General features: G+C 68.4%; 21 protein-coding genes. 14 read left to right on the forward strand and 7 right to left on the reverse strand.

From position 1 onward, the window contains the following. Positions 1-827 precede the first annotated feature (827 nt). The 5 genes from ABZ471_RS38105 to ABZ471_RS38125 all read left to right on the forward strand — a co-directional run bounded on the left by ABZ471_RS38105 (position 828) and on the right by ABZ471_RS38125 (position 7,021). Positions 828-2,195, forward strand: a complete 1,368-nt coding sequence (locus ABZ471_RS38105) for a cation:dicarboxylase symporter family transporter (protein ID WP_359073151.1) — start codon at positions 828-830, stop codon at positions 2,193-2,195. A 530-nt stretch (positions 2,196-2,725) separates the two neighbouring features. After that, complete coding sequence (locus ABZ471_RS38110; protein ID WP_359073153.1) at positions 2,726-3,283, forward strand: hypothetical protein; 558 nt, start codon at positions 2,726-2,728, stop codon at positions 3,281-3,283. A gap of 1,389 nt (positions 3,284-4,672) precedes the next feature. Continuing rightward, positions 4,673-5,218: a hypothetical protein gene (locus tag ABZ471_RS38115; RefSeq protein WP_359073155.1), complete on the forward strand. Its 546-nt coding sequence runs from the start codon at positions 4,673-4,675 to the stop codon at positions 5,216-5,218. Between the two features lie 619 nt (positions 5,219-5,837). Further along, a complete protein-coding gene (locus ABZ471_RS38120) occupies positions 5,838-6,011 on the forward strand; it encodes a hypothetical protein (RefSeq protein ID WP_359073156.1) in 174 nt (57 codons plus the stop codon). Between the two features lie 374 nt (positions 6,012-6,385). Next, positions 6,386-7,021, forward strand: a complete 636-nt coding sequence (locus tag ABZ471_RS38125; protein ID WP_359073158.1) for a DUF1775 domain-containing protein — start codon at positions 6,386-6,388, stop codon at positions 7,019-7,021. Between the two features lie 19 nt (positions 7,022-7,040). Here ABZ471_RS38125 and ABZ471_RS38130 read toward each other — a convergent pair whose 3' ends face one another. From ABZ471_RS38130 to ABZ471_RS38140, 3 genes are all read right to left on the reverse strand, one after another. Then, the gene (locus ABZ471_RS38130; protein ID WP_359073160.1) at positions 7,041-8,021 is read right to left on the reverse strand and encodes a LacI family DNA-binding transcriptional regulator; all 981 of its coding nucleotides are present in this window, start codon (positions 8,019-8,021) and stop codon (positions 7,041-7,043) included. A gap of 348 nt (positions 8,022-8,369) precedes the next feature. Then, entirely contained in the window at positions 8,370-8,786 is a 417-nt protein-coding gene (locus ABZ471_RS38135; RefSeq protein ID WP_359073161.1) for a hypothetical protein, read from the reverse strand. Further along, positions 8,783-9,055 carry a hypothetical protein gene (locus tag ABZ471_RS38140; RefSeq protein WP_359073163.1) on the reverse strand — a complete coding sequence of 91 codons (273 nt, stop codon included), beginning with the start codon at positions 9,053-9,055 and terminating at the stop codon, positions 8,783-8,785. Before ABZ471_RS38140 ends, ABZ471_RS38135 begins: the two co-directional genes overlap by 4 nt. A gap of 447 nt (positions 9,056-9,502) precedes the next feature. Between ABZ471_RS38140 and ABZ471_RS38145 the strand changes: the two genes are divergently transcribed. Beyond that, positions 9,503-10,576: a glycosyltransferase gene (locus tag ABZ471_RS38145; RefSeq protein WP_359073165.1), complete on the forward strand. Its 1,074-nt coding sequence runs from the start codon at positions 9,503-9,505 to the stop codon at positions 10,574-10,576. Here the strand turns inward: ABZ471_RS38145 and ABZ471_RS38150 are convergent. Further along, positions 10,498-10,902, reverse strand: coding sequence for a DUF6009 family protein (locus ABZ471_RS38150; RefSeq protein WP_359073167.1), 405 nt, complete (start codon positions 10,900-10,902; stop codon positions 10,498-10,500). The genes ABZ471_RS38145 and ABZ471_RS38150 overlap by 79 nt on opposite strands. After that, positions 10,899-12,329, reverse strand: coding sequence for a phage/plasmid primase, P4 family (locus ABZ471_RS38155; protein ID WP_359073195.1), 1,431 nt, complete (start codon positions 12,327-12,329; stop codon positions 10,899-10,901). The genes ABZ471_RS38150 and ABZ471_RS38155 overlap by 4 nt, the downstream gene beginning before the upstream one ends. 267 nt (positions 12,330-12,596) lie before the next feature. Between ABZ471_RS38155 and ABZ471_RS38160 the strand changes: the two genes are divergently transcribed. The 5 genes from ABZ471_RS38160 (at position 12,597) to ABZ471_RS38180 (ending at position 17,600) form a co-directional block, all read left to right on the forward strand. After that, complete coding sequence (locus ABZ471_RS38160; RefSeq protein WP_359073169.1) at positions 12,597-13,421, forward strand: MHYT domain-containing protein; 825 nt, start codon at positions 12,597-12,599, stop codon at positions 13,419-13,421. Between the two features lie 285 nt (positions 13,422-13,706). Further along, a complete protein-coding gene (locus tag ABZ471_RS38165; RefSeq protein ID WP_359073171.1) occupies positions 13,707-16,160 on the forward strand; it encodes a nitrate- and nitrite sensing domain-containing protein in 2,454 nt (817 codons plus the stop codon). Next, positions 16,157-16,591, forward strand: coding sequence for a roadblock/LC7 domain-containing protein (locus ABZ471_RS38170; RefSeq protein ID WP_359073173.1), 435 nt, complete (start codon positions 16,157-16,159; stop codon positions 16,589-16,591). The genes ABZ471_RS38165 and ABZ471_RS38170 overlap by 4 nt, the downstream gene beginning before the upstream one ends. Before the next feature lie 9 nt (positions 16,592-16,600). Further along, the gene (locus ABZ471_RS38175) at positions 16,601-16,972 is read left to right on the forward strand and encodes a DUF742 domain-containing protein (RefSeq protein ID WP_359073175.1); all 372 of its coding nucleotides are present in this window, start codon (positions 16,601-16,603) and stop codon (positions 16,970-16,972) included. Continuing rightward, complete coding sequence (locus ABZ471_RS38180) at positions 16,953-17,600, forward strand: ATP/GTP-binding protein (RefSeq protein WP_359073176.1); 648 nt, start codon at positions 16,953-16,955, stop codon at positions 17,598-17,600. Before ABZ471_RS38175 ends, ABZ471_RS38180 begins: the two co-directional genes overlap by 20 nt. Positions 17,601-17,631: 31 nt before the next feature. Here ABZ471_RS38180 and ABZ471_RS38185 read toward each other — a convergent pair whose 3' ends face one another. Continuing rightward, the gene (locus tag ABZ471_RS38185; RefSeq protein ID WP_359073177.1) at positions 17,632-18,165 is read right to left on the reverse strand and encodes a hypothetical protein; all 534 of its coding nucleotides are present in this window, start codon (positions 18,163-18,165) and stop codon (positions 17,632-17,634) included. A 10-nt stretch (positions 18,166-18,175) separates the two neighbouring features. On the opposite strand from ABZ471_RS38185, the gene ABZ471_RS38190 reads away from it, so the two are divergent. Both ABZ471_RS38190 and ABZ471_RS38195 read left to right on the forward strand, forming a co-directional pair. Further along, positions 18,176-18,316 (forward strand): hypothetical protein, encoded by a 141-nt coding sequence (locus ABZ471_RS38190; RefSeq protein ID WP_359073178.1) that lies wholly within the window; start codon positions 18,176-18,178, stop codon positions 18,314-18,316. 328 nt (positions 18,317-18,644) lie between these two features. Continuing rightward, positions 18,645-19,199 carry a hypothetical protein gene (locus ABZ471_RS38195; protein WP_359073180.1) on the forward strand — a complete coding sequence of 185 codons (555 nt, stop codon included), beginning with the start codon at positions 18,645-18,647 and terminating at the stop codon, positions 19,197-19,199. 99 nt (positions 19,200-19,298) lie between these two features. On the opposite strand, the gene ABZ471_RS38200 is transcribed toward ABZ471_RS38195, so the two are convergent. Then, positions 19,299-21,077, reverse strand: coding sequence for a ricin-type beta-trefoil lectin domain protein (locus ABZ471_RS38200; RefSeq protein WP_359073182.1), 1,779 nt, complete (start codon positions 21,075-21,077; stop codon positions 19,299-19,301). A 307-nt stretch (positions 21,078-21,384) separates the two neighbouring features. Here ABZ471_RS38200 and ABZ471_RS38205 point away from each other — a divergent pair. Continuing rightward, positions 21,385-22,725: S1 family peptidase (locus ABZ471_RS38205; protein ID WP_359073183.1), on the forward strand; the 1,341-nt coding region annotated here is incomplete at its 3' end.

Here is a 22,725-nt window from a genome sequence, read left to right on the forward strand (position 1 = left end):
CCAACGAGCTCCGTTGCTCTACGCCGGAAACCCCTCACTCCCCCTTGCGCGACCTGCGAAAACGCTAACTTCCCGGCCTTGGGGGACGCCTCAGTTCCGCGGCAGCCGTTCTTGACGCCAGCCTGGCAGGCCGCACAAGCCACATTGGGCTGTGCGGTCAAGGCTCCGGCAAGCAGAACCCTCAGCCGTCAGGATCACCACCACACCCGTCGCGGCAGAGGCCTTCTTTCTCCCGTTATCGACCCGTCTGTGACCCGGTGTTCCCTGTCTATGCGTGTGCCCCTCGTGTGTACCGCTCCCGAGCCGTCGGCGAACACCTCACGTTGACCGTTCGACGCTCATTGCAGGGCCAACGATCGTTCAGTGGATCCTCTCCGCCGTGGAGAGCCGGTACCGAACGTCCTGGCAGGCGGCAGGCGATCCGCTACTGAGGCTGCGGGCCCACGAGTTCGTGCGTGGTGGGCGGTGAGATGTCGAGGGCTTCGGTGGGGTTCGGTGTTCACATCTGCTGTGCCGGGATCAGGTCCGCGGTCTGCTGATGAGAGAGCGGGCCGACGGCGGCTTGGACGGTGTCGCTGATGTGTTCGCGGCGGCCGAGGGACTTGGCGGCCTTGTCGACGGGGCGGGGGAGGAACGGGAGGCGAATGTCAGCAGTGTGTCTCCTGGGTCAAGCATGAACTAAATGAACGGAAGGGTGACCGCCATCACAGAGCGGGAGATAGTCTCGAGCACCCCCCACACCCCCCACAACCCCCCCACACCCCCCACAACCCCCGGACGTGAGCCGCACGCCGGTGGTACCGACGAAGACGTCAAGGAGGGCAGCCGTGGCCACCATTTCCCCCGATACGGCACCAGCCGCACCCCGCGTGAAGCGGGACCGTACTCACTACCTGTACATCGCCGTCATCATCGCGGTGGTGCTCGGTATCGCCGTGGGGCTCATCTGGCCCGATGCCGCGGTGGAGCTGAAGCCGCTGGGCACCGGGTTTGTGAACCTGATCAAAATGATGATCTCGCCGATCATCTTCTGCACGATCGTGCTCGGCATCGGTTCCGTACGGAAGGCCGCCAAGGTCGGGGCCGTCGGCGGTATCGCCCTCGGCTACTTCGTCGTGATGTCGCTCGTCGCGCTCACCATCGGCCTGGTCGTCGGCAACGTGCTGCACCCCGGTGACGGGCTGCACCTGACCGACGCGCTCAAGCAGACCGGACACGACCAGGTGTCTTCCGAGGCGCTGCCGCCCGTCGACTTCGTGCTGTCGATCATCCCGAGCACGTTCCTGTCGGCCTTCACCCAGGGGCAGGTGCTCCAGACGCTGCTGGTGGCGCTGCTCGCCGGGTTCGCGCTGCAGGGCATGGGCGCGGCGGGGCAGCCGGTGCTGCGGGGCATCGAGCACCTTCAGCGGCTGGTCTTCCGCATCCTGTCCATGGTGATGTGGGCCGCGCCGATCGGTGCGTTCGGGGCGATCGCGGCCGTCACTGGCTCGGCGGGCCTGGACGCGCTGAAGAGCCTCGCCGTGCTGATGCTCGGCTTCTACGTGACGTGTTTCCTGTTCGTCTTCATCGTGCTCGGCACGGTGCTGCGGATCGTCTCAGGACTGAACGTCCTCTCGCTGTTCAAGTACCTCGCCCGGGAGTTCCTGCTGATCCTGTCCACCTCCTCCTCGGAGTCCGCGCTGCCGCGGCTCATCGCGAAGATGGAGCACCTGGGCGTCAGCAAGCAGGTCGTCGGCATCACCGTGCCGACCGGCTACTCCTTCAACCTCGACGGCACCATGATCTACATGACCATGGCCTCGCTGTACATCGCGGACGCGCTCGGTACGCCGATGTCGGTCGGCGAGCAGATCCCGCTGCTGCTGTTCCTGCTGCTCGCGTCCAAGGGCGCGGCCGGCGTCAGCGGCGCGGGCCTCGCCACCCTGGCCGGCGGCCTGCAGTCGCACAAGCCGGCACTGGTCGACGGTGTCGGGCTGATCGTCGGTATCGACCGGTTCATGAGCGAGGCGCGGGCGCTGACGAACTTCGCGGGCAACGCGGTCGCCACCGTGCTGATCGGTACCTGGACCAAGGAGATCGACAACGATCGGGTGCGGCAGGTGCTGGCCGGGGAGCTGCCGTTCGCCGAGACGACATTGCTGGACGAGGGCACCGCTTCACCGGAGGTTCCGGAGATGGAGCCGGCCAAGGCGTAGGTGCTCCGCTGGGTCGGCTGGTTCGGTGGCTGCGGCTCTCTTGGAGGCGCCGAAGCGAGAGACGGTGTCCGACTGCCGCCGCCGACGCCCACCAGCCGGGACCCCGGTCATGAAGTTCCGGTGAATCCTCCCGCGCCAGGGAAGTTGCCCTCTCCACTTACAGGTCAGCGCCGGTGTCCCCTGTGGGCATGTTGAGTGTCGCGAAGGTCCAGCTCGGCACGCCTGGCGGTACCTGCGAGGTATTCCCGTTGGCGACAGGGTCCGTCCCGCCCGTAAGCCGCTGAAGGACGTCCAGGAGGAAGCCGGACTCCCGCCCGGTGCCTTCGACCCGCATCAGCGACCTGGGCAAGATCACCTCGTACCGGATAGGGACGAAGTACGACTCCGAGGAACGCGCTGCCTCACGCTTGCCCAAACGTTCGGCACCGGGCCTTCATCCTGAGGAGGGTCCGCCGAACCATCGTTGCCCCTGCAATGAGCATCCAAGGGTGAACGCGAGGGGTTCACCACCGACTCAGGAGCAGCACACCATGGGCGCATCCACACACAGACAGGGAACATCGGGCCACAAACGCGTCACCAACAGGAAGAAGAAGGCCGCTGTCGTCACAGGTGCGGTGGTGGTCCTGACGACAGGAGTCCTGCTTCCAGGAGCCTTCGCCGCGTGCACCGGTACGAATTCCAGTCCAGCAAGCTCGTCCCCCACTGCTGCCTGCGCGAGCACGGGTCAGACAGCCCCGCCTGCTCCTTCAGCAGCCGCCCCGGCAGCTCCTCCAGTCACTCGTCCGCCTGCTCCTCCAGCAGCCGCCCAAGGCAACGGCCTCAATGGCCTCATCAAATCGATCGGGCAGATCGCCCGTGGCATCGGCGGCGGAGGAGGAGGCAAGGGCGGCGGAGACAAGCAGGACGACAAAGCCAACGAGCAGGACGACAAAGCCAACGAGCAGGACGACAAGGAGACAGATGCCGGCGATGACGTCGGCGGCTTCGATGAGTTCGCCTCCCTGAAGGCTGCCACGACCTCCGCCGTCGGCGACTGTTCGGCAAGCGGCGGCACCACGGCGCAGGCAACGGCTACGGCGTGGTGACGTGCAACCCGTCCGGCGCCGTTCGTCCCTTCCCCGACCTGAAGACCGGGGCATCCTCGGAGATGCCCGGTGAGCTTCCTCAGTGTCTTTCTGCAGCACGGAGTACGCGGGTGCTGCAGAGTACGGGGCGATGCTTCAAGGCGGGCGGCGGGCTGTCGAAGCGACCGAAGCGACCGAAGCGACCGAAGCGACTCAAACTTGCCTTCCTCCCCGAGATGCGGCTCCTGAGACAGCGAAACGCCGTGGGATACCGGCCTGAGTGGCCGCCGTGCGGTCGGCGGCGCTCGCGCCCCTGCGGATTCCCGGCTTGGGTGTGGGATTTCGACTCGTCCTTGGCAAGTGAACTCGGTGGCGGGCCTTCTCAGCCTTGCCACACCCGAGGCTGCAGTCCGCAGGTTCCTCGGTTTGGGTCACTGCCGCGTCCTGGCGGGCGAACTGCACCGGTGCGCCGTGACGTCGGTGGTTCCGCACGAACGTCTCGGCGCATATCGGTCCGCAGGATGACGCTGGCGCCGAAGGTCTCGCCTTGAATCGGCACTGGGCCGGTGTTCGACCCCTATCGTTCACCGGCCCAGCCCGGCCCGTAGGCATCAAGGCCGTGCATGAACTCCCCCCTGCTGCCGGTCCGTCAGCAGCTCAGGACATAGGTCGCACTCGAGGTTCGCGGAAGGCGTCGAGGACGCGGCCGGCCATCCTCACGGGCTGCGGACGTTGCTGATCAGGATGCAGGTGAGCGAGACCGCGGATAAACGCCCGCCTCGCTCGCGACCGGTGCGGACGGGGGCGCGTGGACGGCGTACACAGCCCGGACCAGCTTCCCCATCCCGGTGCTGGCAAAAGTTGGAGGTACGAGAGTTGATGCATCGCAGAAGGAGGAACAAGAAGGCGGTCATCGTGAGCGCCGGTGCGGTGGCCACAGTGTCAGCGCTGGCGCTGCTGCCCATGGCCTTCGCGAATGAATCGAGTGGTCAGGGCGCCGAGTCGAGCAGCGTAGGTGCGGGCTACGGCCCGAGTGCGAGCGGGACGCCTCAGGGGGAGGAGTCCCTGGCACCGGGGCAGGTGACCAATCCTCAGGACCAACCGATTGCCCCACCCTTGGTCTGCCCGCAGACGAGCACCGGCGCAGAGGGCACTCCGTCTGCGGGCACCGGCTCACAGGGCCCCCCGCCGTCGGACAGGGAGCGCACGGCCCCGTCTGCTGGCAGATCCACCGCCATGCCGTTTCCCCTTCCCCGGCCGATTTCCGTGGAGCCGGGCAGTACGGCCACCCCGCCGTCGGACAGGGGGTCCGCCGCTCCGGGCTGGCAGCAGACCAGCACACCGCCGAGCGCTCCGGCGGCAGGCGCCCCGGTCACGATGGACCCGAGGTGCATTGCCGCAGGCGCCGATGTGCCTGTCGCCACGGACGCGAAGTTCCTGAGGGGCAAGGGCCGCTGGTCCTTCGGGAATCTCGGCTTCGGCCTAACGAAGCGCGAAGCGGGCCCCAGCCGGCCCAACGCGCTCGCGCCGGGCTCGGCCTTCTCCGCGGACCTGTACCGGCAGATCGCCGAAATGCCAAACGACCAGTTCCTGGCCATACGCAACAAGGTCATGGCCAGAGATCCCGCTGATCCGCTTGTGCAGGGCCTGCAACACAGCTTCTACTCCAAGGGTTGTGTCAACGTCCCCGACGTCGAGGTCACCGAGCGGATGCTCAACACCTGCCTCCAGCAGGATTTCCGGTACACCGCCGGCGCGAACGTCACCGGTGGTCTCGGTACTCCCGAGGGCCAGGCGGACAAGAAGGCAGCGGACGACCAGTTCGGGAAGACTATGATCGGAATCAGCGGCTCCGACTTCACGTTCGCCGCCGCGAACCTGGCAGACGCCGACTACGTGGTGACGCCGACCACGGGCGACCCGCTCACGTCCCTCAGCCAGGTCACGGGGGAGTGAGGAACAGGGCGGGCCTTCGGGACTGAGCGACACAGTCGGATCGTTCGCCCGCCAGGGGCAACAAGGGCACTCCGCCGATCACAAGAACCCAAACCGTCGGCAGGGCTTTGCTCGACTCGCTGTCTGCGCGCCTGGTGTCTCCGACCTGGGCATCCTCCGACTTCAGCGGGCCCGTGCGGCAACTCGGAAGGGAAGATCGCATGTCCATGCGGGGGGTCCGAAAGCGTGCGGGTTCTCGTGACTGGGGAGTCGAGGTCGCCCTGGCAGCTCTCGCGCTGACGGCGGGCGCAGGCGCTCTTTCGACGACGGCCGTGGCAGATGAACTATCCGACCGGCACGGGACCAGAAGTTCCACGGCACCGAGCGTCGAAGACGGGCTCTGCGTCGTTGAGGAGGGCGCGGAGCCGGGCACCGATGACGGAGGCGGTACGGGCGGGGCCTCTGCCCGGGCGGGGGCCAACGACGCCTCGGACCCGGCCGACGGCGCGAGGGGAGCAGAGTGATTGCGAGGATCCGGGTACCGCGGGCGATCCCGCAGCCGACGAGGGAGACCAGCTCACCACGTGCGCGTCGGTTCGCGCTGGCCGTGGCGGCGGAGGAGTCCGGAGGAAGGCCGCGGGTGCCTTCGGCAGAGCATCTCGGTGCGCACATCGGCCCGCAGCGGCATGACGAGGTCGCCCATCGTGGCAACGCCGACTGCATCGCCCTGCATGACCAGGTTCTCGGAGCCGCGCCGGTCGACAGACTCCCGCGCGGCTTCCACGCCGACGGCTGCACCACCACCCCACCGTGAGGGAGCCCATCGACACCATGGACGTTCTGACGTTCCTGGTCACGGGCGAAGGACAGCAGAGCACAACCGGCCGATGGGTCGCCGCAGCATGAACGGCCCCGCTGTACGGGGCGTATAGCGCGAGGTGAACGCCGTGGCCGTGAGCAGGGAATCCGCTCACGAGGAAGGTGTGGCGGTGCTGACAACTCATGGATTGTCGGCAACCGCTTCGCTGCCTGCAACGCCTCCACGGCCTCCGTACAGCGGCCTCGCCACGTCGGTCTGCGTCGTGGCCAGGGTCGGTCCCAGTGCCAGTACGGGGCATTCGGTTCACGCCGTCGGCCGGACCAGGGGCATCAACTGCCCGGCTGCTCCGCCACTCGCAGGGAGGTCCCATGTTTTCGCAGAGTCTCGCGCGTGCGGCAGGTCGCTTCGCGTCGGTCCTTGGTACTGCCGTCCTGGCGGTCGTCTTCGCCCTGGCCGGGTCGGCCTTCGCCCATGTGAAGGTTACTGCCGACACCCCCCAGGCCCTGGCCAAGAACGTCACCCTCAGTTTTCGGTCGGAGGCTGAGGACAAGAAGGCGGGCTTCAGGGCACTGCGTGTCATCCTGCCCCAGGGCATCGCACCGGCGGATGTCACTCTTGTCCAGGCCCCCGAGGGCTGGCGGATGGCGCTCGTCAACGGTGGCTACGACATCGCAGGCCCCGATCTGAAGAAGGGGGTCGACCTCGACTACAAAGTGAGGATCAAGCAGCTCCCGGATGCCCGGCAGCTGGTGTTCAAGACGTACACGCTCTACAGCGACAACAAAGTCCAGAACTGGGACGAACTGCCGGCAGCTGGACAGACACCCCAAAGCCCGGCACCGCTGTTGCAGTTGAGTGATGCGTCGATGATGTCCAGGCTGCAGCAGAAGGCTACTTCCCCTGTGACGATCGGCGGGGCGGTGGCCGTGCTGCTGCTGCTCATCTATCTGTTGTGGTGGATGATGCGCCGCCGTGCCGAGCGACGGCGCCCCATCGCCTGGTGATCCGAAGGCCGAGCTTGTGTCAGTCGGCGCGGGCAGCGGCTGCAGTGGCGCCCGGGAGGAGGAGGGGGGCGACGAGGGTCTCTCTGCCGCTGGTCTGCCTCCCCTCCAGGCGTGCGACGGCCCATCCGACGGAGTGTTCGGCCAGACGCGAGACATCCGGTACCACAGCAGTGAGCGCGGTGGGGGAGTCCTGTGAAGGGCGGCTGTCGGCGAATGCCACCACCGAGACCTGCCCGGGGATGGTGATGCCGGCACTTCTGAGGACGTCGATGGCCCCGAGGGCGCACCTGTCGTTGAAGGTGAGTACGGCGGTGGGGACACGGCCACCGGCGTTCAGGAGGGCACGCACGGCTGCAGCCCCGTCCGTCTCGGTCTGACCGCCGCTCAGGACGTCGGCGTGTCCGCCGAGGCCGTGGACATTCATCGCGACGCGGTATCCGCCGCGCCGTTCCGCGGCATTGGGTGCCCTGCCGCCGTCGATGTGGACGATGTCGCGGTGGCCGAGGCCGACCAGGTGGGCGACGGCCTGGCGAGCGCCCCGTTCCTCGGCCGTCCGTACGACGTCCAGAGTCGGCACGCCCGGCCGCAGCCGTCGGGCCACCACGACGACCGGCACCTTGGCTGCAAGTTCGGTCAGTTGTGTCGAGGTGGCCTTCGAGCCCAGCGTGATCAGGGCTCCGCAATGCTGATTCAGCAGTGCGTCCACGACGTGCCGTTCGCCGTGGTAGGGCGCGACACCGCCGAGGTCGATGCGGTAGCCGACGCGTTCCGCGGCGACCTGCATGGCCGCGACTAGGTCTGTGTGGAACGGCTGCTGGAGGTTGTACTGGACCCCGAGCAGGTGCAAAGGGGGGCGGTGTACTGGCCGCGTGTGGGGTGCGGGCCGGTAACCGATCTCCCGAACGGCCCGTAGGACCCGTTCGCGGACGGCGGCCTCGGCGCGGGCGCCGTGCAGCACACCGGAGGCAACTGCGACGGATACGCCCGCTCTGGCTGCCACGTCGGTGAGTGTCGGCCGTGTTGTGTTGTGCATGGAGGGAGATGGTGGCAAGGGAGACTCCCTGGTCAAGCTGGACAGGGCGTCCTCCTCCGTCGTACGGATCGTAGACCAGTGGGTACTGCAGGTCGATGGTGATCGCGCACATTCGTGGGCTTTCGGCGACGGCCTGAACATGGCACCGGCCGGCACCGTACCGGGGAGCAAGGGGAGTATGCGGCGCCCCCGGACGACTCCACCGGGGGCGCCGTGCGCCCCAGTCGGTGATGTGTGCGGGGGCCCGTGTGGGTCCGCCTGCCGACGTGCATCGGGTGCTTGTCGGCAGGCGGGCATCGAGTGGCGTCGGCGGGTTCAGAGCACGGCGACGGCCATCCGCAGCTCGGCAAGTGCGATTCCGTACGATGCGCAGGACCCTGAACAGAAGTCCCGGGCGGGCTCGCGGGACCCGTCCACCTGGACGCGGACCCATCCGGTGTGTCCGGGACCTGCACCGATGGCCACACGGCCGCACTCCGCAGTGGGGCACTCGCGGTGGACGGGGGTGCCCTCGTTGTCAGGGCCGCGCTCACCGTTGCGCTCGCTGTTGTTCCACCGCAGTTGGGCACTGCTCGCGCCGCCGCGCCCGGAGGCGGCCTTCGTTTGCTGCTCCGCCTGCCATGCCTGCAGGCAGCCGCACTCCAACCTCGTCGGGACACCGCGCATCACGTGCTGCCGGTATCCGTGCATCGAGCCGTGCTCGATGCCGCTCTCAATGCCTTTGAGACTCATATGTCACCTCCTCGACGTCTGCCCTCTGCTGGAGGGGCAGGGAATCGGCCAATGGCGTGCCGGGAGGGCTCGCCGAGTACCGCGGAGCTCAGGCGCAGGAGGTCGGTCGCCGCTTCCTGGAGGCCCACCGGGCGACCCGTGCGGGCGGCGATCCGGCCGGCGTGTTGTCCCAGAGCGGCGAGGTCCTGCCAGGTCATGCGGACCACGAGGTGCAGTTCAGCATCCCCCTCCGGCAGCGCGAGCACGGACGGAAGTTTGGGCACACTCATGGGCGGATCCCTCCTCGGGCGTGAACGACGCTGCCGGGCAGGTGAGGTCCGGAGCGGGCCCTGCGTGAGGGGGGTACGTGGGGTTTTACCAGGGCGTTCAGTTCTTGCCGTGTTGTCGTCCTGCTTGTTCTGGCCGGGGAAGAGTGAGCGGCCCGAGTGGGGGCGCACCCGGGCCGCTGAGGGGCCGTGCGTGGTCGGCCCCGCTCCTGGCTCCTGTCGCCGCTATGACCGGGCGCTGGAGCATCGAGCAGAAGATTAGCCGAACAGGATTCATGAATAGTGAATAGCAATCATAATGATTGTGTCCAGGTCTTAGCCTTGTATCCACCTTCGGCCCTCGGTGGGCGAGCTGCGGTCCGCTGCGGCAGGTCAGGGATCGCCAGGTCGTCTCCACGTGCCATGGCTTTCGAGGAACCGCCTGTGCACGTCTTTCCTGGCCTTTGTGGCGTGGCCTTGAGCGCACTCCTGCTCGCGCGTTTGCTGGTGCCGTTACTGCCCTCGCGGCGCCGGCGCCCCAGCGGGGTCCGGGCCGGCCCGTCCGGCATGGGCGTCCATGCCGTGGTCACGGTCCACGGCGGAACGCCGGCGGGGCTGCGCCGCTGTCTGAGGTCCCTGCTCGCCCAGACGCACCGGCCGTCCTCGGTCGTCGTGGTCGATAACGGTGCGGCGTCGGCCCACGCGAAGGCCGTCGCCGACGCGCTGCGGGTCCGCTTCGCGATCGTCGGCATCCCGCTGGAGCTGATCCGTTTCCCCACACCCCGCGGGCGGCGGCCCGCCCTGGCCGCAGGGTTCGGCCGGCGGCCGCACGCGGAGATCTACCTGTGCCTGGACTCACGCACCGTTCTCGACGAGCAGACCGTCGCGGAGCTGCTGCGACCGTTCGCCAGCCGCCGGGTGCACGCGGTCACCGGGGTGATAAGGGTCCGCGACCGGAACCTGCTGACCAGGCTCATCGACTGGCGGTACATCGCTGCAGCCCACGCCGAGCACGCGGCACACGGCCGCTTCGGCGCGGTCCTCGCCTCCCACGGTGCACCAGCCGCGTACCGCGGCGCGGTGGTGCGACCCCATCTGCCCGACCTCCTCGAAAGGCGTCTGCCGGGCGTCCCGGTGGCCTTCGGCGAGGACCGGCGCCTGGCCTACCATTGCCTCCTCCGGGGCCGCTCGGAGATACAGCTCACCGCCGTCGGCCGCATCGACCTGGCGGAACGCCTGATACCCAGCGCTCTGCTGGCACCGCGCCGCTGCACCGGCGCCCTGCACGAACGGATCCTGCTCGTTGCACGACCGCAACACATGACCCGCGCCTTTTGGTGGCTGAACCTCCTCGACCTGGCCACCTGGTGCGCACTCGCCATGACTCCGCTGTATGCACTCCTCCACCCCACGCTGCTGCTGCCACCGGCCCTGTACGCACTGGCCCGGCTGCGCCCGCAGGGCCTTCATGCCTTGGGCAGGCTGATGCCGAGTTCCCGCATCGCGGTGGAGGGCGGGCCGCCTTCGGAGCGTTCGGTCTTGTAGCCCTTGACGCCGGGGGTCACCGTGCGGGGGTCGACGGCCTCGGACGGAGCGCCGAAGTCGTACGGGCCGTCCGGGGCGCTGTCGCGGTCGTGCGGGAGCAGCCAGAAGACGCGCCGCCGATAGGTGCCCGAGATCCGAGACGCTCTGGCTCCGGGGCTGAGCCGTGCGTAGCCGATCATGCGGCCGTCGCGCTGGTAGTCGGGCTTGCCTCGGCGGCTGGGTAGCCGGTCCAGGCTTTGGCGGACGTAGTCCAGATCGTCGATGTCCTCGAGCCAGACGATGGCGATCTCGTGGGCGAGCTGCGCCGGTTCGATCAATGAGCTCATGGTGTTCCCTCCGCTGGGTCAGGCGCCGATGTGTCGGTTGGCACCGCGTCGGCGAGCAGTCCGATGCCCGGGTAGTACTTGCGGGAACTGGAGAAGATCATGTCTTTGGGGGAGGCGAGGCCGACCAGCTCGCGCACGCGCGCGGCGAAGGCTCGCGAGGAGATAGCGGGCGCGTCTTCGAGCCTGCACCAGCGGCGGTAGGCCCCGTACAACTGGGCCTGCTCGGTGCGCAGCGTGCTGCCTTGCTTGCAGGACTCGCTCAGGAAGCGTCCGGTGTGGTCTTCGGTTTCGGCGTAGGCGGTGGTGGCGATGCGGACGCGTTCGGGTCCGGTCAGGTCCTTGTCGCCGGCGAGGTAGCGGTGGGCGCCGTCGATCAGCCAGCCGAGAATGCCCGGTCCTTCCTCGGTGACCAGCATGTCCGCGAGATTGTCGATCTTTCGGTCGTCGGGGACGACGCGCTCGAAGGGGATCAGACGCATACGGCGCCAGAAGGCGAAACCCCCGGTACCGACCTCGGGCCGGTGGTTGCCCAGCAGCCACAACTTGTGCGTGGGCTCGAAGCTGAAGAAGTCCTGCCGCATGCGGCGGGCCTTGATGCGCTCGCCACCCGTCAGCAGCTTCACACGTGCCTCGTCGAATCTGTCGCCGGGCTTGACCTCGGAGCAGACGATGACGCGTCGGCCGTGGAGTTCGGTCAGATCGGTGGGATGCCCCTCGTACGGCCGGGCCATCAGGAAGCCCGGTGGGGCGGCATCCGCGTAATCGCCCAGCAGCTTCAGGACGACTTCCAGCAGCACGCTCTTGCCGTTCTTGCCCGCGCCGAACAGAAACGGCAGGACCTGGCCACCGACATCCCCGGTGACGGAGTAACCCAGCAGCAGCTGCAGAAAGCCGATCATCTCCCGGCCTTCGGCATCGTCGCCGAAGGTGTCGGCCAGGAAGCGTTCCCACCGCGGCGTCGCCATGAGCTGAGGACCGACAGCGGTCGAACGTGAGTGGAAATCCTTGTTCGGATCAGGCGTCTTCACCAGCCCCGTACACAGATCCACGATGCCCGCGGGAGTGCACAGGGCGTAGCGGTCGGCGTCCAGCAGGGAGGCGTTCAGGACCATCCCGGGAGCCGCTCTGGCCTGCGTGAGCATGGCGTTTATACCCGCAGTCGACAGGGCACGGCGCCGGTGCTGCTGCAGCGCCTGGGCGGAGTGCACGCCCCGAGGATCGCTGGTGGCGATGTTCTCGGCCAGATCCCCGGCCGCCCACAAAACCGTGTCGTCCTCGTCAATCTGCCAGCGCGTCCCGTCCCAGCGATACCAGCCCAGCCCTGGGACATGCCGGTAGTCACCCGCATACAGCTCGGCGAACAGCTTCGCGTTGCCGCGGTCGGTCAGGGTGTCGGGCAGCAGCCCGGAGGTGGTCGCCAGGCTCAGTTGCACTCATGACCTCCTCCGGCTCGGGCGAGGGGATGCCTCATCGGGGTGATTACGGCGGGCGGCGGGCGGCGTGGAGGTGCCTCCTGTGATGTGGCCCAGAGTGTCTTGACAAGCCAGCACCTTCAAGGTTTCGCTAGTTCCGAAGTTCGTTCATCAATGATGAACGATGTTATAGCACAGTAGGTCTCCTGAGGATCCTGGTGTGCGTGAACTTCGGAGGACGGACGCACCTCCTCCGCACCCAGATGCGAAAGGTCGCACCCAATGGCTGAAATCCATCACTTCAGCTACGGATGGTGGACACCCGCCATCTCGTACGTCATGGCATTCGTGGGATCCGCACTCGGACTGCGCTGCACCATGCGGGCTCTCTCGATCGAGGGGCCCTCGCGGCGCAACTGGCTGCTCACGGCGGCCGTCGTCATCGGCTCCGGTATCTGGACCATGCACTTCATCGCGATGCTCGGATTCGGCGTGGTCGGCTCGCCCACCACGTACGACGTCCCGCTGACCGTGCTGAGTCTGCTCGTGGCCATCGTCGTCGTCGGCCTGGGCGTTTTCACCGTCGGCTACGGACGCTCCAAGGTCCGCTCCCTGTTGCTGGGCGGCCTGGGAACGGGCCTGGGCGTGGCGGCCATGCACTACATGGGCATGGCCGCGGTCCAGGTCCATGGCCATCTGGGGTACGACTTGAAGCTGGTGGGACTGTCCGTCGCCATCGCCGTCGCCGCCGCCACGGCAGCCCTGGGCGCCGCCATCACCATCCGCAATGCCATCGGTGCAGTGATCGCCGCGCTGGTCATGGGCCTCGCGGTCAGCACCATGCACTACACGGCCATGGCCGCCGTGCGGGCGCACGTGCTGCACGAGCAGACATCGCTGCTGGGCACGCGGGCCACGGACTTCATCTTCCCGCTGATCGTGACGCTGGGATCCTTCCTTTTCCTCACCGCCGCGTTCGTTGCCCTCTCGCCTCCCGGATCCGATCCGCGCGGCCACGGCCCCAGCGATCACGCCGACGACCTCGACTACCTCGACGACCTCGACAACCTCGAGCGGTCCGAGACCCCGCAGCATGCCGGCGCCTAGGCGAACCGTCGGCCGCACCACCAACGACCCCCGCTTCGCCCCTGTACAGCCGCGATAGAGGAAGACATGTGCGCACAACACTCGGTGCCCAGAGGTGCCGACCAGGAACACCCGCCCCGGGCCCGGTCACAGAAGGCACGGCGACGGGAATCCGCTGACTGGCAGCAATTCGTCGCACGGCGAAGGCCATCCGCCGCCCGCCGTCAGTCCCTCGGCAGAACGCGACGCCGAGCGTCCTTTTCGCTGCGGCCCCGCTCTGTCCGCGCGAGGATCGTCTCCCTCCTCATGGTGCCCGTCGTCTCCCTGATGGTCCTGTGGGGGTTCGTGACCGTCACCACCGTGGGCGACGTGTCCGACCAGACGCGGCTGAGAGGCGCCAACACGGCCCTGCTCGACGACGTGCGGGCCCTGGTCGTTGCCTTGCAGGAGGAGCGCTCCGCAGCCACGCGCTACCTCGCCGACCCGAGCGAAGCGGGCCTGAGAACCTTTACCGCCAAGGCCGGACGCTCGGACCACGCCGCTGGGAGCGAGCGGTTGCGCAGCACCGAAGTGGACTTCGACGCCCCCAGCCCCGAGCTGCGCCAGCGCCTCGCCCGCCTCGTCAGCCAGGCCGATCACCTCGCCACGCTGCGCGCCGACATCGGCAAGCACAAGGTCGCCTGGTTCCAGGCGTACGGCCGGTACACCAGCGTCGTCGGCGACGGCCTCGCCGTCGGCGGCGCCCTGCGCGATGGCCGGGCCGTCAAGGACCCCTCGGGCGCCCGTGTCGTCAACGAGATGTCCCGGGCACGCGAGCTGTTTGCCCAGCAGGACGCCCTCTTCGGCGGCGCGCGGGCCGCCGGCGAGTTCACTGCGGAGCAGTACCAGACCTTCCTCGGCGCCGCCCACACCCGGCAGGTCCTGCTCGACGCCGCGGTGCCGGACCTCCCCGCCGCCGACGAGACGGCCTACGAAAGGGTCCTCCATGACGCCCACTACAAGAAGGTGCGCTCCCTGGAGAACCAAGTCGAAAAGGCAGGCCCCGGCTTCCTGGCCGTCGGTGAACTGGACACGCAGGGTTGGACTGAAGCCGCCACTCCCGTCGCCGCGGCCCTGCTGGGCGCCGAGAAGCAGGCCAGCACTCGTGTCGTAGGCGCTGCCAGCCACCTGGGCCTCGGCATGCTGGGCGGAACTGGCGCACTGGTGGTCGCCGGACTCGTAGGCGTCCTGCTGTCCCTGACCATCTCGGTGCGCATCGGCCGCCAACTGGTCATGGAACTGGCCGAGCTGCGCACCAGGGCACTGGACGTGGCGGGACGCCGGCTTCCCCGAGCCATGAGTCGGCTGCACGCCGGTGAACCGGTGGACATCGGCGCCGAGGTCCCCGAAGAATACGGCGCGGGAGAGGTGGCCCAGGTCGCCGTGGCCCTCAACGCTGTGCACCGGGCAGCCCTGCGGGAGGCCGCCGACCGTGCCGTCCTCAAAGCCGCCGCCGAGCGCGCCGATGAGCTCGACAGCATCTCTGCGGTCTACGTCAACCTGGCCCGGCGCAGCCAGACGCTGCTCCAGCGCCAGCTGAGCCTGCTGGACTCCATGGAGCGGGGAACCGAGGACCCGCTGGAGCTGGAGGCCCTCTTCCGGCTCGACCACCTCACCACCCGCATGCGACGCAACGCCGAGAGCCTGATCATCCTCTCGGGTGCCGCTCCCGCCCGCCGGTGGAGCAAGCCCGTGCCCGTGATCGACATCGTCCGCTCAGCGGTGTCCGAGGTCGAGGAGTACCCGAGGATCGAGCTGCGTGCCATCCCGGAGATCCACGTGGTCGGCTCGGCCGTCGCCGACCTTGCGCACCTGCTCGCCGAACTCTTGGAGAACGCGCTGACCTTTTCGCCCCCCTCGACGCGGGTGCGGGTGTGCGGCGAGCGTGTGGGCACCGGCCTCGTCCTGGAGATCGAGGACCACGGCCTCGGCATGAGCCGGGAGGCGCTGGCCCAGGCCAACCTCAAGATCGAGGACCCCGGGCGGATCGACCTGCTGCACACCGAGCAGCTCGGCCTCTTCGTGGTCAACCACCTCTCCCACCAGCTCAACGCGTCCGTCACGCTGGAGCGTTCGGCCTACGGCGGCGTGACGGCCGTGGTGCTCCTGCCGGAGGAACTGTTGTTCGAGCAGTCCATGGCATGGACAGAACCGGCTGAGCCGCAGGGCGGTGTGCAGCCCGGCCCGCAGACCGGGCAGTTCGGCCTGAGCGGTCGCCCCACCCTGTCCACGCCCTCCGTTGGGCCTGCCCCGTCCCCGGCGTACCCCGGTGGCACCGAGGCCCCCACACAACCAGCAGGTCCGGCGCGTCCAGCGGGCTCCAGGAGGGCTCCGCTTCCCCCAGGGCGACCCAGATCTGCCTCCCGCGGGGGCGGACCCGTCCCCCATGATGGCGGACCTGACACGCCGCCCATGCCGGGTCCGCCCCCGCACCTTCTGACCACACAGGGTCTGTACGCGCAGGACGCCTATGGACCCAGCTCGCCGCCCCTTCCGCGTCGCGTACCGCAGACGAACATGGCACCACAGCTGCGCCCCCAGGCCACCGGCGCGCAACCTGCTGGGGCGATGCCCGCCCCCAGGTCGCCGGAGGCCGCCCAGGCCACGGTCGCGGCGCTGCGCCGGGGATCGCTGAAGGGCCGCCATACCGGGACACAGGGCGGACACCGCCCGTTGTCCGCACCTGCACAATCCACTGCCCAACCGTGGGAGACGCCATGACTGACACACAACACCGATCCGGGATGATCTCCTGGCTGCTGGACGACCTGGTCTCCCGGGTCAGCCACATCCGGCACGCGGTCGTGCTCTCCGGCGACGGCCTGCCGCTGGGCGCGTCGAGCGAGCAGACCCGTGAGGACGCCGAGCGGCTCGCGGCCATCGCCTCGGGATTCCACAGCCTGGCCAAGGGCGCCGGCGGCCACTTCGACGCCGGCAGTCCGGCGCAGACCCTGGTCGAGCTGGAGCGCGGCTTCCTGTTCGTCATCGGCGCCGCCGAGGGCTCCTGCCTCGCCGCGTTCAGCGAAGCGGATGCCGACGTGGGCCTGGTCGCCTACGAGATGGCCCGGCTCGTCCAGCGGGTGGGCGAGCACACCCAGCTGCCGATGCGCGCCCCGGCCACCGCACCGGCGTTCGTCCCGACGACGGAGTGACCGGGCGGCATGTCCGGCCACTCATCCAACTGGTACGACGAGGACGCGGGTCCTCTGGTACGCCTGTTCACGATGACCGCGGGCCGCACCCGGCCCAGCGGCACGTTCGACCTGGTCGCCCTCGTGGAGGCCGTACCAGGGGCGCCGCAGGTCCCGCCGGCCTCGCCTGAGGCCGCGAACGTCCTCGCTCTGTGCCAGCAGAGCAGGTGCTCGGTCGCCGAGATAGGGGCGAGGACAAAACTGCCGCTGGCCGTGGTCCGGGTGCTGCTGGGCGACCTGCTGGCCCTCGGCCAGATCCACGTTCACCACCCCACACCGCCGGGAGAGCTCCCGGACGAAGGCATCCTCATGGAAGTGATCAATGGACTTCGGGCCCTGTGACCGGACGAGCAGCCGGGACGCTGATTCCGGCAGTTCGCTCAGCCCAGCCATCGCGCTGAAGATACTTATCGCCGGAGGCTTCGGCGTGGGCAAGACGACCCTCGTCGGCGCCGTCAGCGAGATCCGCCCGCTGCGCACCGAGGAGACGCTCTCCGCGGCGGGGCAGTGTACCGATGACCTCACCGGAGTCGGAGGCAAGACGACCACGACGGTGGCCCTGGACTTCGGCCGGATCACTGTCCGGGAAGGGCTCGCCGTCTACATGTTCGGCGTCCCGGGCCAGGACCGGTACTGGTTCATGTGGGACGAGCTGAGCCGGGGCACCCTGGGTGCGGTGGTCCTCGCCGACACCCGTCGCCTGCCCGACAGCTTCCCGGCTGTCGACTATTTCGAAAGCCGTGACATCCCTTTTGTCGTGGCCGTGAACTGCTTCGACAACCAGCGCCTTTACGAACCGGGCCAGATCGCCCGCGCCCTCGACCTGAGTCCGGGCACCCCGGTCACCCTGTGCGACGCGCGCAGTCGCTCCTCGGCCAAGGACGTGCTGGTCTCGCTCCTTGAACACGCGGGCCGCCTGCACACCGCTCGCCGCGCCTCCGCGGCCCGAGGGGCGGTCCGTGCACCCTGACCTTGCCCTGCCCGGCCGGCTGCCCAGGCTTTCAGCGGCGACGCACCGCAGCCCACCAGCGGATGATCACGACGATCGCGACCGCCGTAAGGGACGCCTGGTACATCCCCATCACCCAGCTTGCTGCCGCGCGACCGGCGTAGAGGCCATGGACAAGCGCGGCTCCCCAGGCGCAGTACGACGTGCCATGCAAGACGCGCCACCAGGCCGGCCTGCGGCTTCGCGCAGCGAACCACCGGCGGAGCACGCCGGAGATCACGGTCACCACAAAGCCGTACGCGGCCAGGATCCCCAGGGAGACCAGAAGGTTGGTGCGTCCCCCGCTGAACGGAATCGCCGCGCCGATGACGCCGACACTCCCCTCATAGACCTTCACCCAGATGTGCAGGCCGAGGAATTCGAGTCCGGCGACACTAAAGATGCGGTGCATACCCTGAGCAGCGACTCGGTGGCGGGGCTGCAGGACCCATTCGCTCGTCGACAGCGTCCCCCACATCACCGAGCTGGTCAGACAGACCAGGGCCAGTACTCCGGCGACCAGATCGGCGAAGGAGAGGAAGTTCAAGAAGACCACGATGGGCAGCAGGGACACGGCGGCCGGAGCGACCGCGGTACCGGCCAGGATGATCGCGGTGATGGGACTGTTGCCGCCCCCGCGCGCAGAGTGCAGCCGCCGGCTGCGCCGCACGCTGCTGGGTGCGGCGACCGGCCACTGAGCCGGAAGCCCGTCGTCTCTGTGTGCGTGCCGCCCGGAAATGGTGATCCGACTCCCTTCACGGTGGCGCGGCTGCCGACAATATCCACATGGGGCGGGAATAGGCAGAGCCGTGCTGCACAGAGAACGTGTCCACATATACGCGCTGTTCATATGGCGGGCGTCTGTTCCAAGGCCGCCGAAGGGCACGACATCTCCACGGCCGCGAGAGTTGCCGGTTATGTGCCGGAATGTACATGGCTGCGGAAAACAAAGGGTGAGGTGAGCGCCACCGTCCGCCGGTGCGTAGTCAGGGAAGTCCGGCACCCCACGACCGCGGAGTGGAGACCATGGTGTATGTGATGCGGCGCGCGGTCGAGACGGACCGCGAGGCGGTGTTCCGGCTGCTGAGCGCACGGGAGCAGTGGGCGCAGGGGAACGACCTGGTTGTACCGGAGAGCCTGCCCCTCGACATCCTGCTCGCTTGGCCCGGCATCGGGAAGGACACGGTCCTGATGGTGCTCACCGAGGATGATGAGATGCTCGGCTGCGTGACCCTGACCCGGTGGCTGCTCGGCTGGGGCTGGACGGCACGCGAGCGCGCCGAACCCGCGCTGAGTGTGGGAGCGATGTACACATGCCTCGACCAGCAGGGCAGTGGACTGGGGCGGATCATGACGCTGTGGCTCGTCGACTACGCGGCCCGGTGCTACAGCTCGGTGCGGTGGCTGCGGTGCACGGTGCCCGGGGATCGCTTGGCACGGCATTTCCGTGAAGGTCTCGGATGGCAGGACGTCCGCGTCACCCGGGACGGGGACGGCCAGCTGCACCGTGCCTTCCGGATGCAGCAGCGGCCCCGCCCACTTCCCGGGCTGCAGTGCCTCGTCGCGGGTGAGGGGCCGTGAGGCGTGTACCCCGAAGCCCTGCAGCGGAGAGGCCCGTGCCCGGCGCGTTCGGCGGGCGCCCCGATTCAGGTCCCATCGGATGCTGTCGGCAACGGTGTATCAGCTCAGCACATGCCAGACCTTGGCGCTTCGGCTGCCGTTGGGATCGTCGGCACAGAAGGTGACAAGGCCGGGGGCCACGAGCAGCCCGCCGCTGTAGACCGCGCTGCCGGTGCTATCGGTCTTCAGGACATCGAGGAGGGTCGAGTTGCAGCCGTCAGTCCCGGTGCCCCAGGTTAGGTGGATGTCGTGGTTGGGAGCGAATCCCGTGGCCGTCACGGTATACGGCCACTCGTTGAAGATCTCGCCCACTTCCTTCGCGCCGAAAGAGACCTTCAGCGAGGGGAGGGGTGTCGGGGATGGAGCCGGCGGCCGCCAAGACGGGGACGGGGCTGCGCTGGTCGGCGGGGGAGAGGAGACGCGCACGGTCTGCGTGCCCGACGGGGCCGGGGCCGCCCGCTTGGGGAGGAGTGACCCGGAAGTCGCCGACAAACCGAGCCAGATCTGCGCGCGGGAACCGTCGCGGGGCTTCAGGACCACATCGTCCTGGCCATCGGCGGACGCGGGGGTGAGGGCCAGATCCGGTGGTGTGGAGGTGGAGATCTCGCCTTCTTTGTTCCACGAGAGCCGCAGCCCGTGGGCGCCGGGGCCGGATTCCTGGCCGCAGGTGTGCAGCACCACACTGCCGTCGCTGGTGGTGTCCAGACACAGGTTCGGGTCTGCGGAGGTGTGCACCAGGGAGTCCGTATCGAAAACCCATAGCTGGCTGTTGGACGAGGAACAGCGGGCGCTGACCACATCCGCCCCGGCAGCCGGAGTGCCGCCGCTGACGTCCAGGCACTGTCCCGTCTTGGCGTTGCGCAGCTGAGTGCGGGCCAGTTGCGTGCCAGGCAGGGGCGATGCGGCGGACGCACTGTCAGTTGGTTTCGGTTGGCTGTACGCCGACGACGAGCCAGCCTCCGAGGCTGTGTTGCCATGGGCAGGCGCAACGAGGCTGCCGACAGTTGCAGCGACCGCGACGAGTGCGCCAGCGGCAAGGCCCGCGACCACGGCAAGGACCGAGGTGCGTGACTCCAGGCGGTACGCGCTGCGCCGCGGCGGAGGTGCACTGTGCACGGCGTCTACCGTGCGAGACTCCAGGTACGGCTTGGCACCCCAGGACAGCAACCCGCCGGCGAGCACGAGGGTGAGCCGGCCACCGTGCTGCTCCAGTTCCTCGGCGGCGACCCGGCAATGGGCGCAGCCCGCCAGGTGTTGCTCCAGATCCAGTGGGCCGGAACCGGCGGTCTCGCTGCGGGTGGCCGCATCGATCAGACTGCCGTAGGCCAGGCACTCCCGGTCGATCGTGCGGGTGAGATGGGCCTGCACGCACTCCTCCCGAAAGAGCCTGCGGACCCGCGCCAGCTGCCGTGCCGCGACCTGCTCACCCTGGCCGGTCAGACGGCTGACGACGTCGGGCGGATCGCCTTCGACCACGCTGTGCCACAGCAGACACTGACTCTGCTCCGGCAACTCCGACAATGCCCAGCGGGCCAGGGCCGGGGGGCCGCCCTCCTCCGCCTCCCTGGCGTTGCCGACTTCACCCAGCCAGGCCAGGAGCTCGCTGTTCAGATCCGCACGGCGCTCGCTCGTCGACCAGGTTCTCGCGCAGGCCAGAACCGTTGCGAGCAGCCGGGGACGCCAGGCGAAGGGCCGCGCGTGCGACTCGCTGTCGCGGAGCTCGCGCTGAACCAGGAGGAACGCCTCCTTGGCCAGCTCGATCGCCGCCGCCGGACGGCGCGTGCACAGCCCGGCGTACCGGTACACGCCTGCCCAGTGGCGGGAGAAAAGCTCGGCCACGGCGAGGAAGGAGTCTCGGCGCGGTCCTTGCCGCACCAGCGTGGTCAGTTCGCCGTCCGAGATGCCGGACAGTCCTTGAGAGAGCAGTCCCTCGTTCACGGTGATCCTCCTACGGCGTTACTCCAGGGGATCTTCGATCTGAACAGATGCTAGAGATGCAGAACAGCATTCACAATCGCTGAACAAGTAGTTGTCTCGTAGCGGAGAAATCTGCACGCAGGCTGAATGGATGGCGAGGTCTCATCCGTATGAGAGGCGTCTTCGCTGAACTTTCGGCAAGCAGTTCATCCATGCCGACACTCGTTCCATGGAGGTTGCGTTGGGCGCCAGACGCGCGAACAGCAGCGAACACCGGCGGGTATCCCGGCGGACCGGAGTGATCCTGGGGATCGCGGTCGCCTCGACGACCGTGGCGGCACTGGTCGTGCTGCCCCATGCCAACGCCAGCCAGACCGGCACGGATGGTGGACACGGCAGCTTCGTCGCCGCTTCCCAGCTGGGTGAACGACTTACGGCCGCGCTCGGGAGCGATTCAGCCGGTTGGTACTACGACGCCCAAGACAAGAATCTGGTCGTCAACGTCCTGAGCGATCGGGCCGCGCAAACGGTGCGCTCCACCGGAGCGCAGGCCAGTGTCGTCCGCAACAGCGTGGCTCAACTGCAGGACACACTCGCCTCGCTCCGGGCCCGTGCTTCCGTCCCGGGCACAGCCTTCTCGATCGACCTGAAGGCGAACAAAGTGTCTGTACTGGCCGATCCCAGGGTCACTGGCAGAATCTGGGACAAACTGACACGCGTCACCGACACCATGCCCGCGACGGTCACCGTCGCACGGGCACCCGCCCGCTTCAAACCGCTTGACGTAGGAGTCGGCGACGCCATCTTCGGCGGTGGAGCACGCTGTTCACTCGGCTTCAACGTCACATTGGGCGGGCAGCCAGGATTCCTCACCGCGGGACACTGCGCCCGGGAAAGCCAGGAGTGGAGCGACGACAACCCTGCCAAACCACCCATCGGGAAGGTGGTGCAGTCCCAGTTCCCGGGCCAAGACTTCGCCCTCGTGCAATACAACGACACCGCCACCGTCCCGCCGACCACGGTCGCGCTGGCGGACAACACCCTGCAGCAGATCGACACCGTCACCCAGGCGCGCATCGGGATGCCTGTGCAGCGCAGCGGAAGCACCACCGGGATCAGGGCCGGCTTCGTCACCGGTCTGAATGCCACGGTCAACTTCGGTAACGGCGACATCGTCAGCGGACTGATCCGGACGAATGTGTGTGCCGAGTCCGGAGACAGCGGCGGCGGTCTGTTCTTCCGTGACGCGGCGGTGGGACTCACCTCGGGCGGCGCCGGCGACTGCACCCGGGGCGGAGTGACCTTCTTCCAGCCCGTCAACGCGGCACTACAGGCCACGGGCGCCCAGCTCGCCACCGCCGGGTTTGGTGGCGGGCAGCAGCAGGGTGGGGGTGATCAGTCCGGGTTTGGTGGCGGGCAGCAGCAGGGTGGGGGTGATCAGTCCGGGTTTGGTGGCGGGCAGCAGCAGGGTGGGAGTGATCAGTCCGGGTTTGGTGGCGGGCAGCAGCAGGGTGGGAGTGATCAGTCCGGGTTCGGTGGCGGGCAGCAGCAGGGTGGGAGTGATCAGTCC

The organism is Streptomyces sp. NPDC005728 (assembly GCF_040630895.1).
Taxonomy (GTDB): Bacteria; Actinomycetota; Actinomycetes; order Streptomycetales; family Streptomycetaceae; genus Streptomyces.

Bases quoted from the DNA above. Each gene is read 5' to 3' on its own strand.
- ABZ471_RS38110 (WP_359073153.1), top strand. From the start codon at position 2,726: ATGGGCGCATCCACACACAGACAGGGAACATCGGGCCACAAACGCGTC.
- ABZ471_RS38125 (WP_359073158.1), top strand. From the start codon at position 6,386: ATGTTTTCGCAGAGTCTCGCGCGTGCGGCAGGTCGCTTCGCGTCGGTC.
- ABZ471_RS38135 (WP_359073161.1), bottom strand. From the start codon at position 8,786: ATGAGTCTCAAAGGCATTGAGAGCGGCATCGAGCACGGCTCGATGCAC.
- ABZ471_RS38140 (WP_359073163.1), bottom strand. From the start codon at position 9,055: ATGAGTGTGCCCAAACTTCCGTCCGTGCTCGCGCTGCCGGAGGGGGAT.
- ABZ471_RS38150 (WP_359073167.1), bottom strand. From the start codon at position 10,902: ATGAGCTCATTGATCGAACCGGCGCAGCTCGCCCACGAGATCGCCATC.
- ABZ471_RS38160 (WP_359073169.1), top strand. From the start codon at position 12,597: ATGGCTGAAATCCATCACTTCAGCTACGGATGGTGGACACCCGCCATC.
- ABZ471_RS38165 (WP_359073171.1), top strand. From the start codon at position 13,707: ATGGTGCCCGTCGTCTCCCTGATGGTCCTGTGGGGGTTCGTGACCGTC.
- ABZ471_RS38170 (WP_359073173.1), top strand. From the start codon at position 16,157: ATGACTGACACACAACACCGATCCGGGATGATCTCCTGGCTGCTGGAC.
- ABZ471_RS38175 (WP_359073175.1), top strand. From the start codon at position 16,601: ATGTCCGGCCACTCATCCAACTGGTACGACGAGGACGCGGGTCCTCTG.
- ABZ471_RS38180 (WP_359073176.1), top strand. From the start codon at position 16,953: ATGGACTTCGGGCCCTGTGACCGGACGAGCAGCCGGGACGCTGATTCC.
- ABZ471_RS38190 (WP_359073178.1), top strand. From the start codon at position 18,176: ATGGGCAGCAGGGACACGGCGGCCGGAGCGACCGCGGTACCGGCCAGG.
- ABZ471_RS38195 (WP_359073180.1), top strand. From the start codon at position 18,645: ATGGTGTATGTGATGCGGCGCGCGGTCGAGACGGACCGCGAGGCGGTG.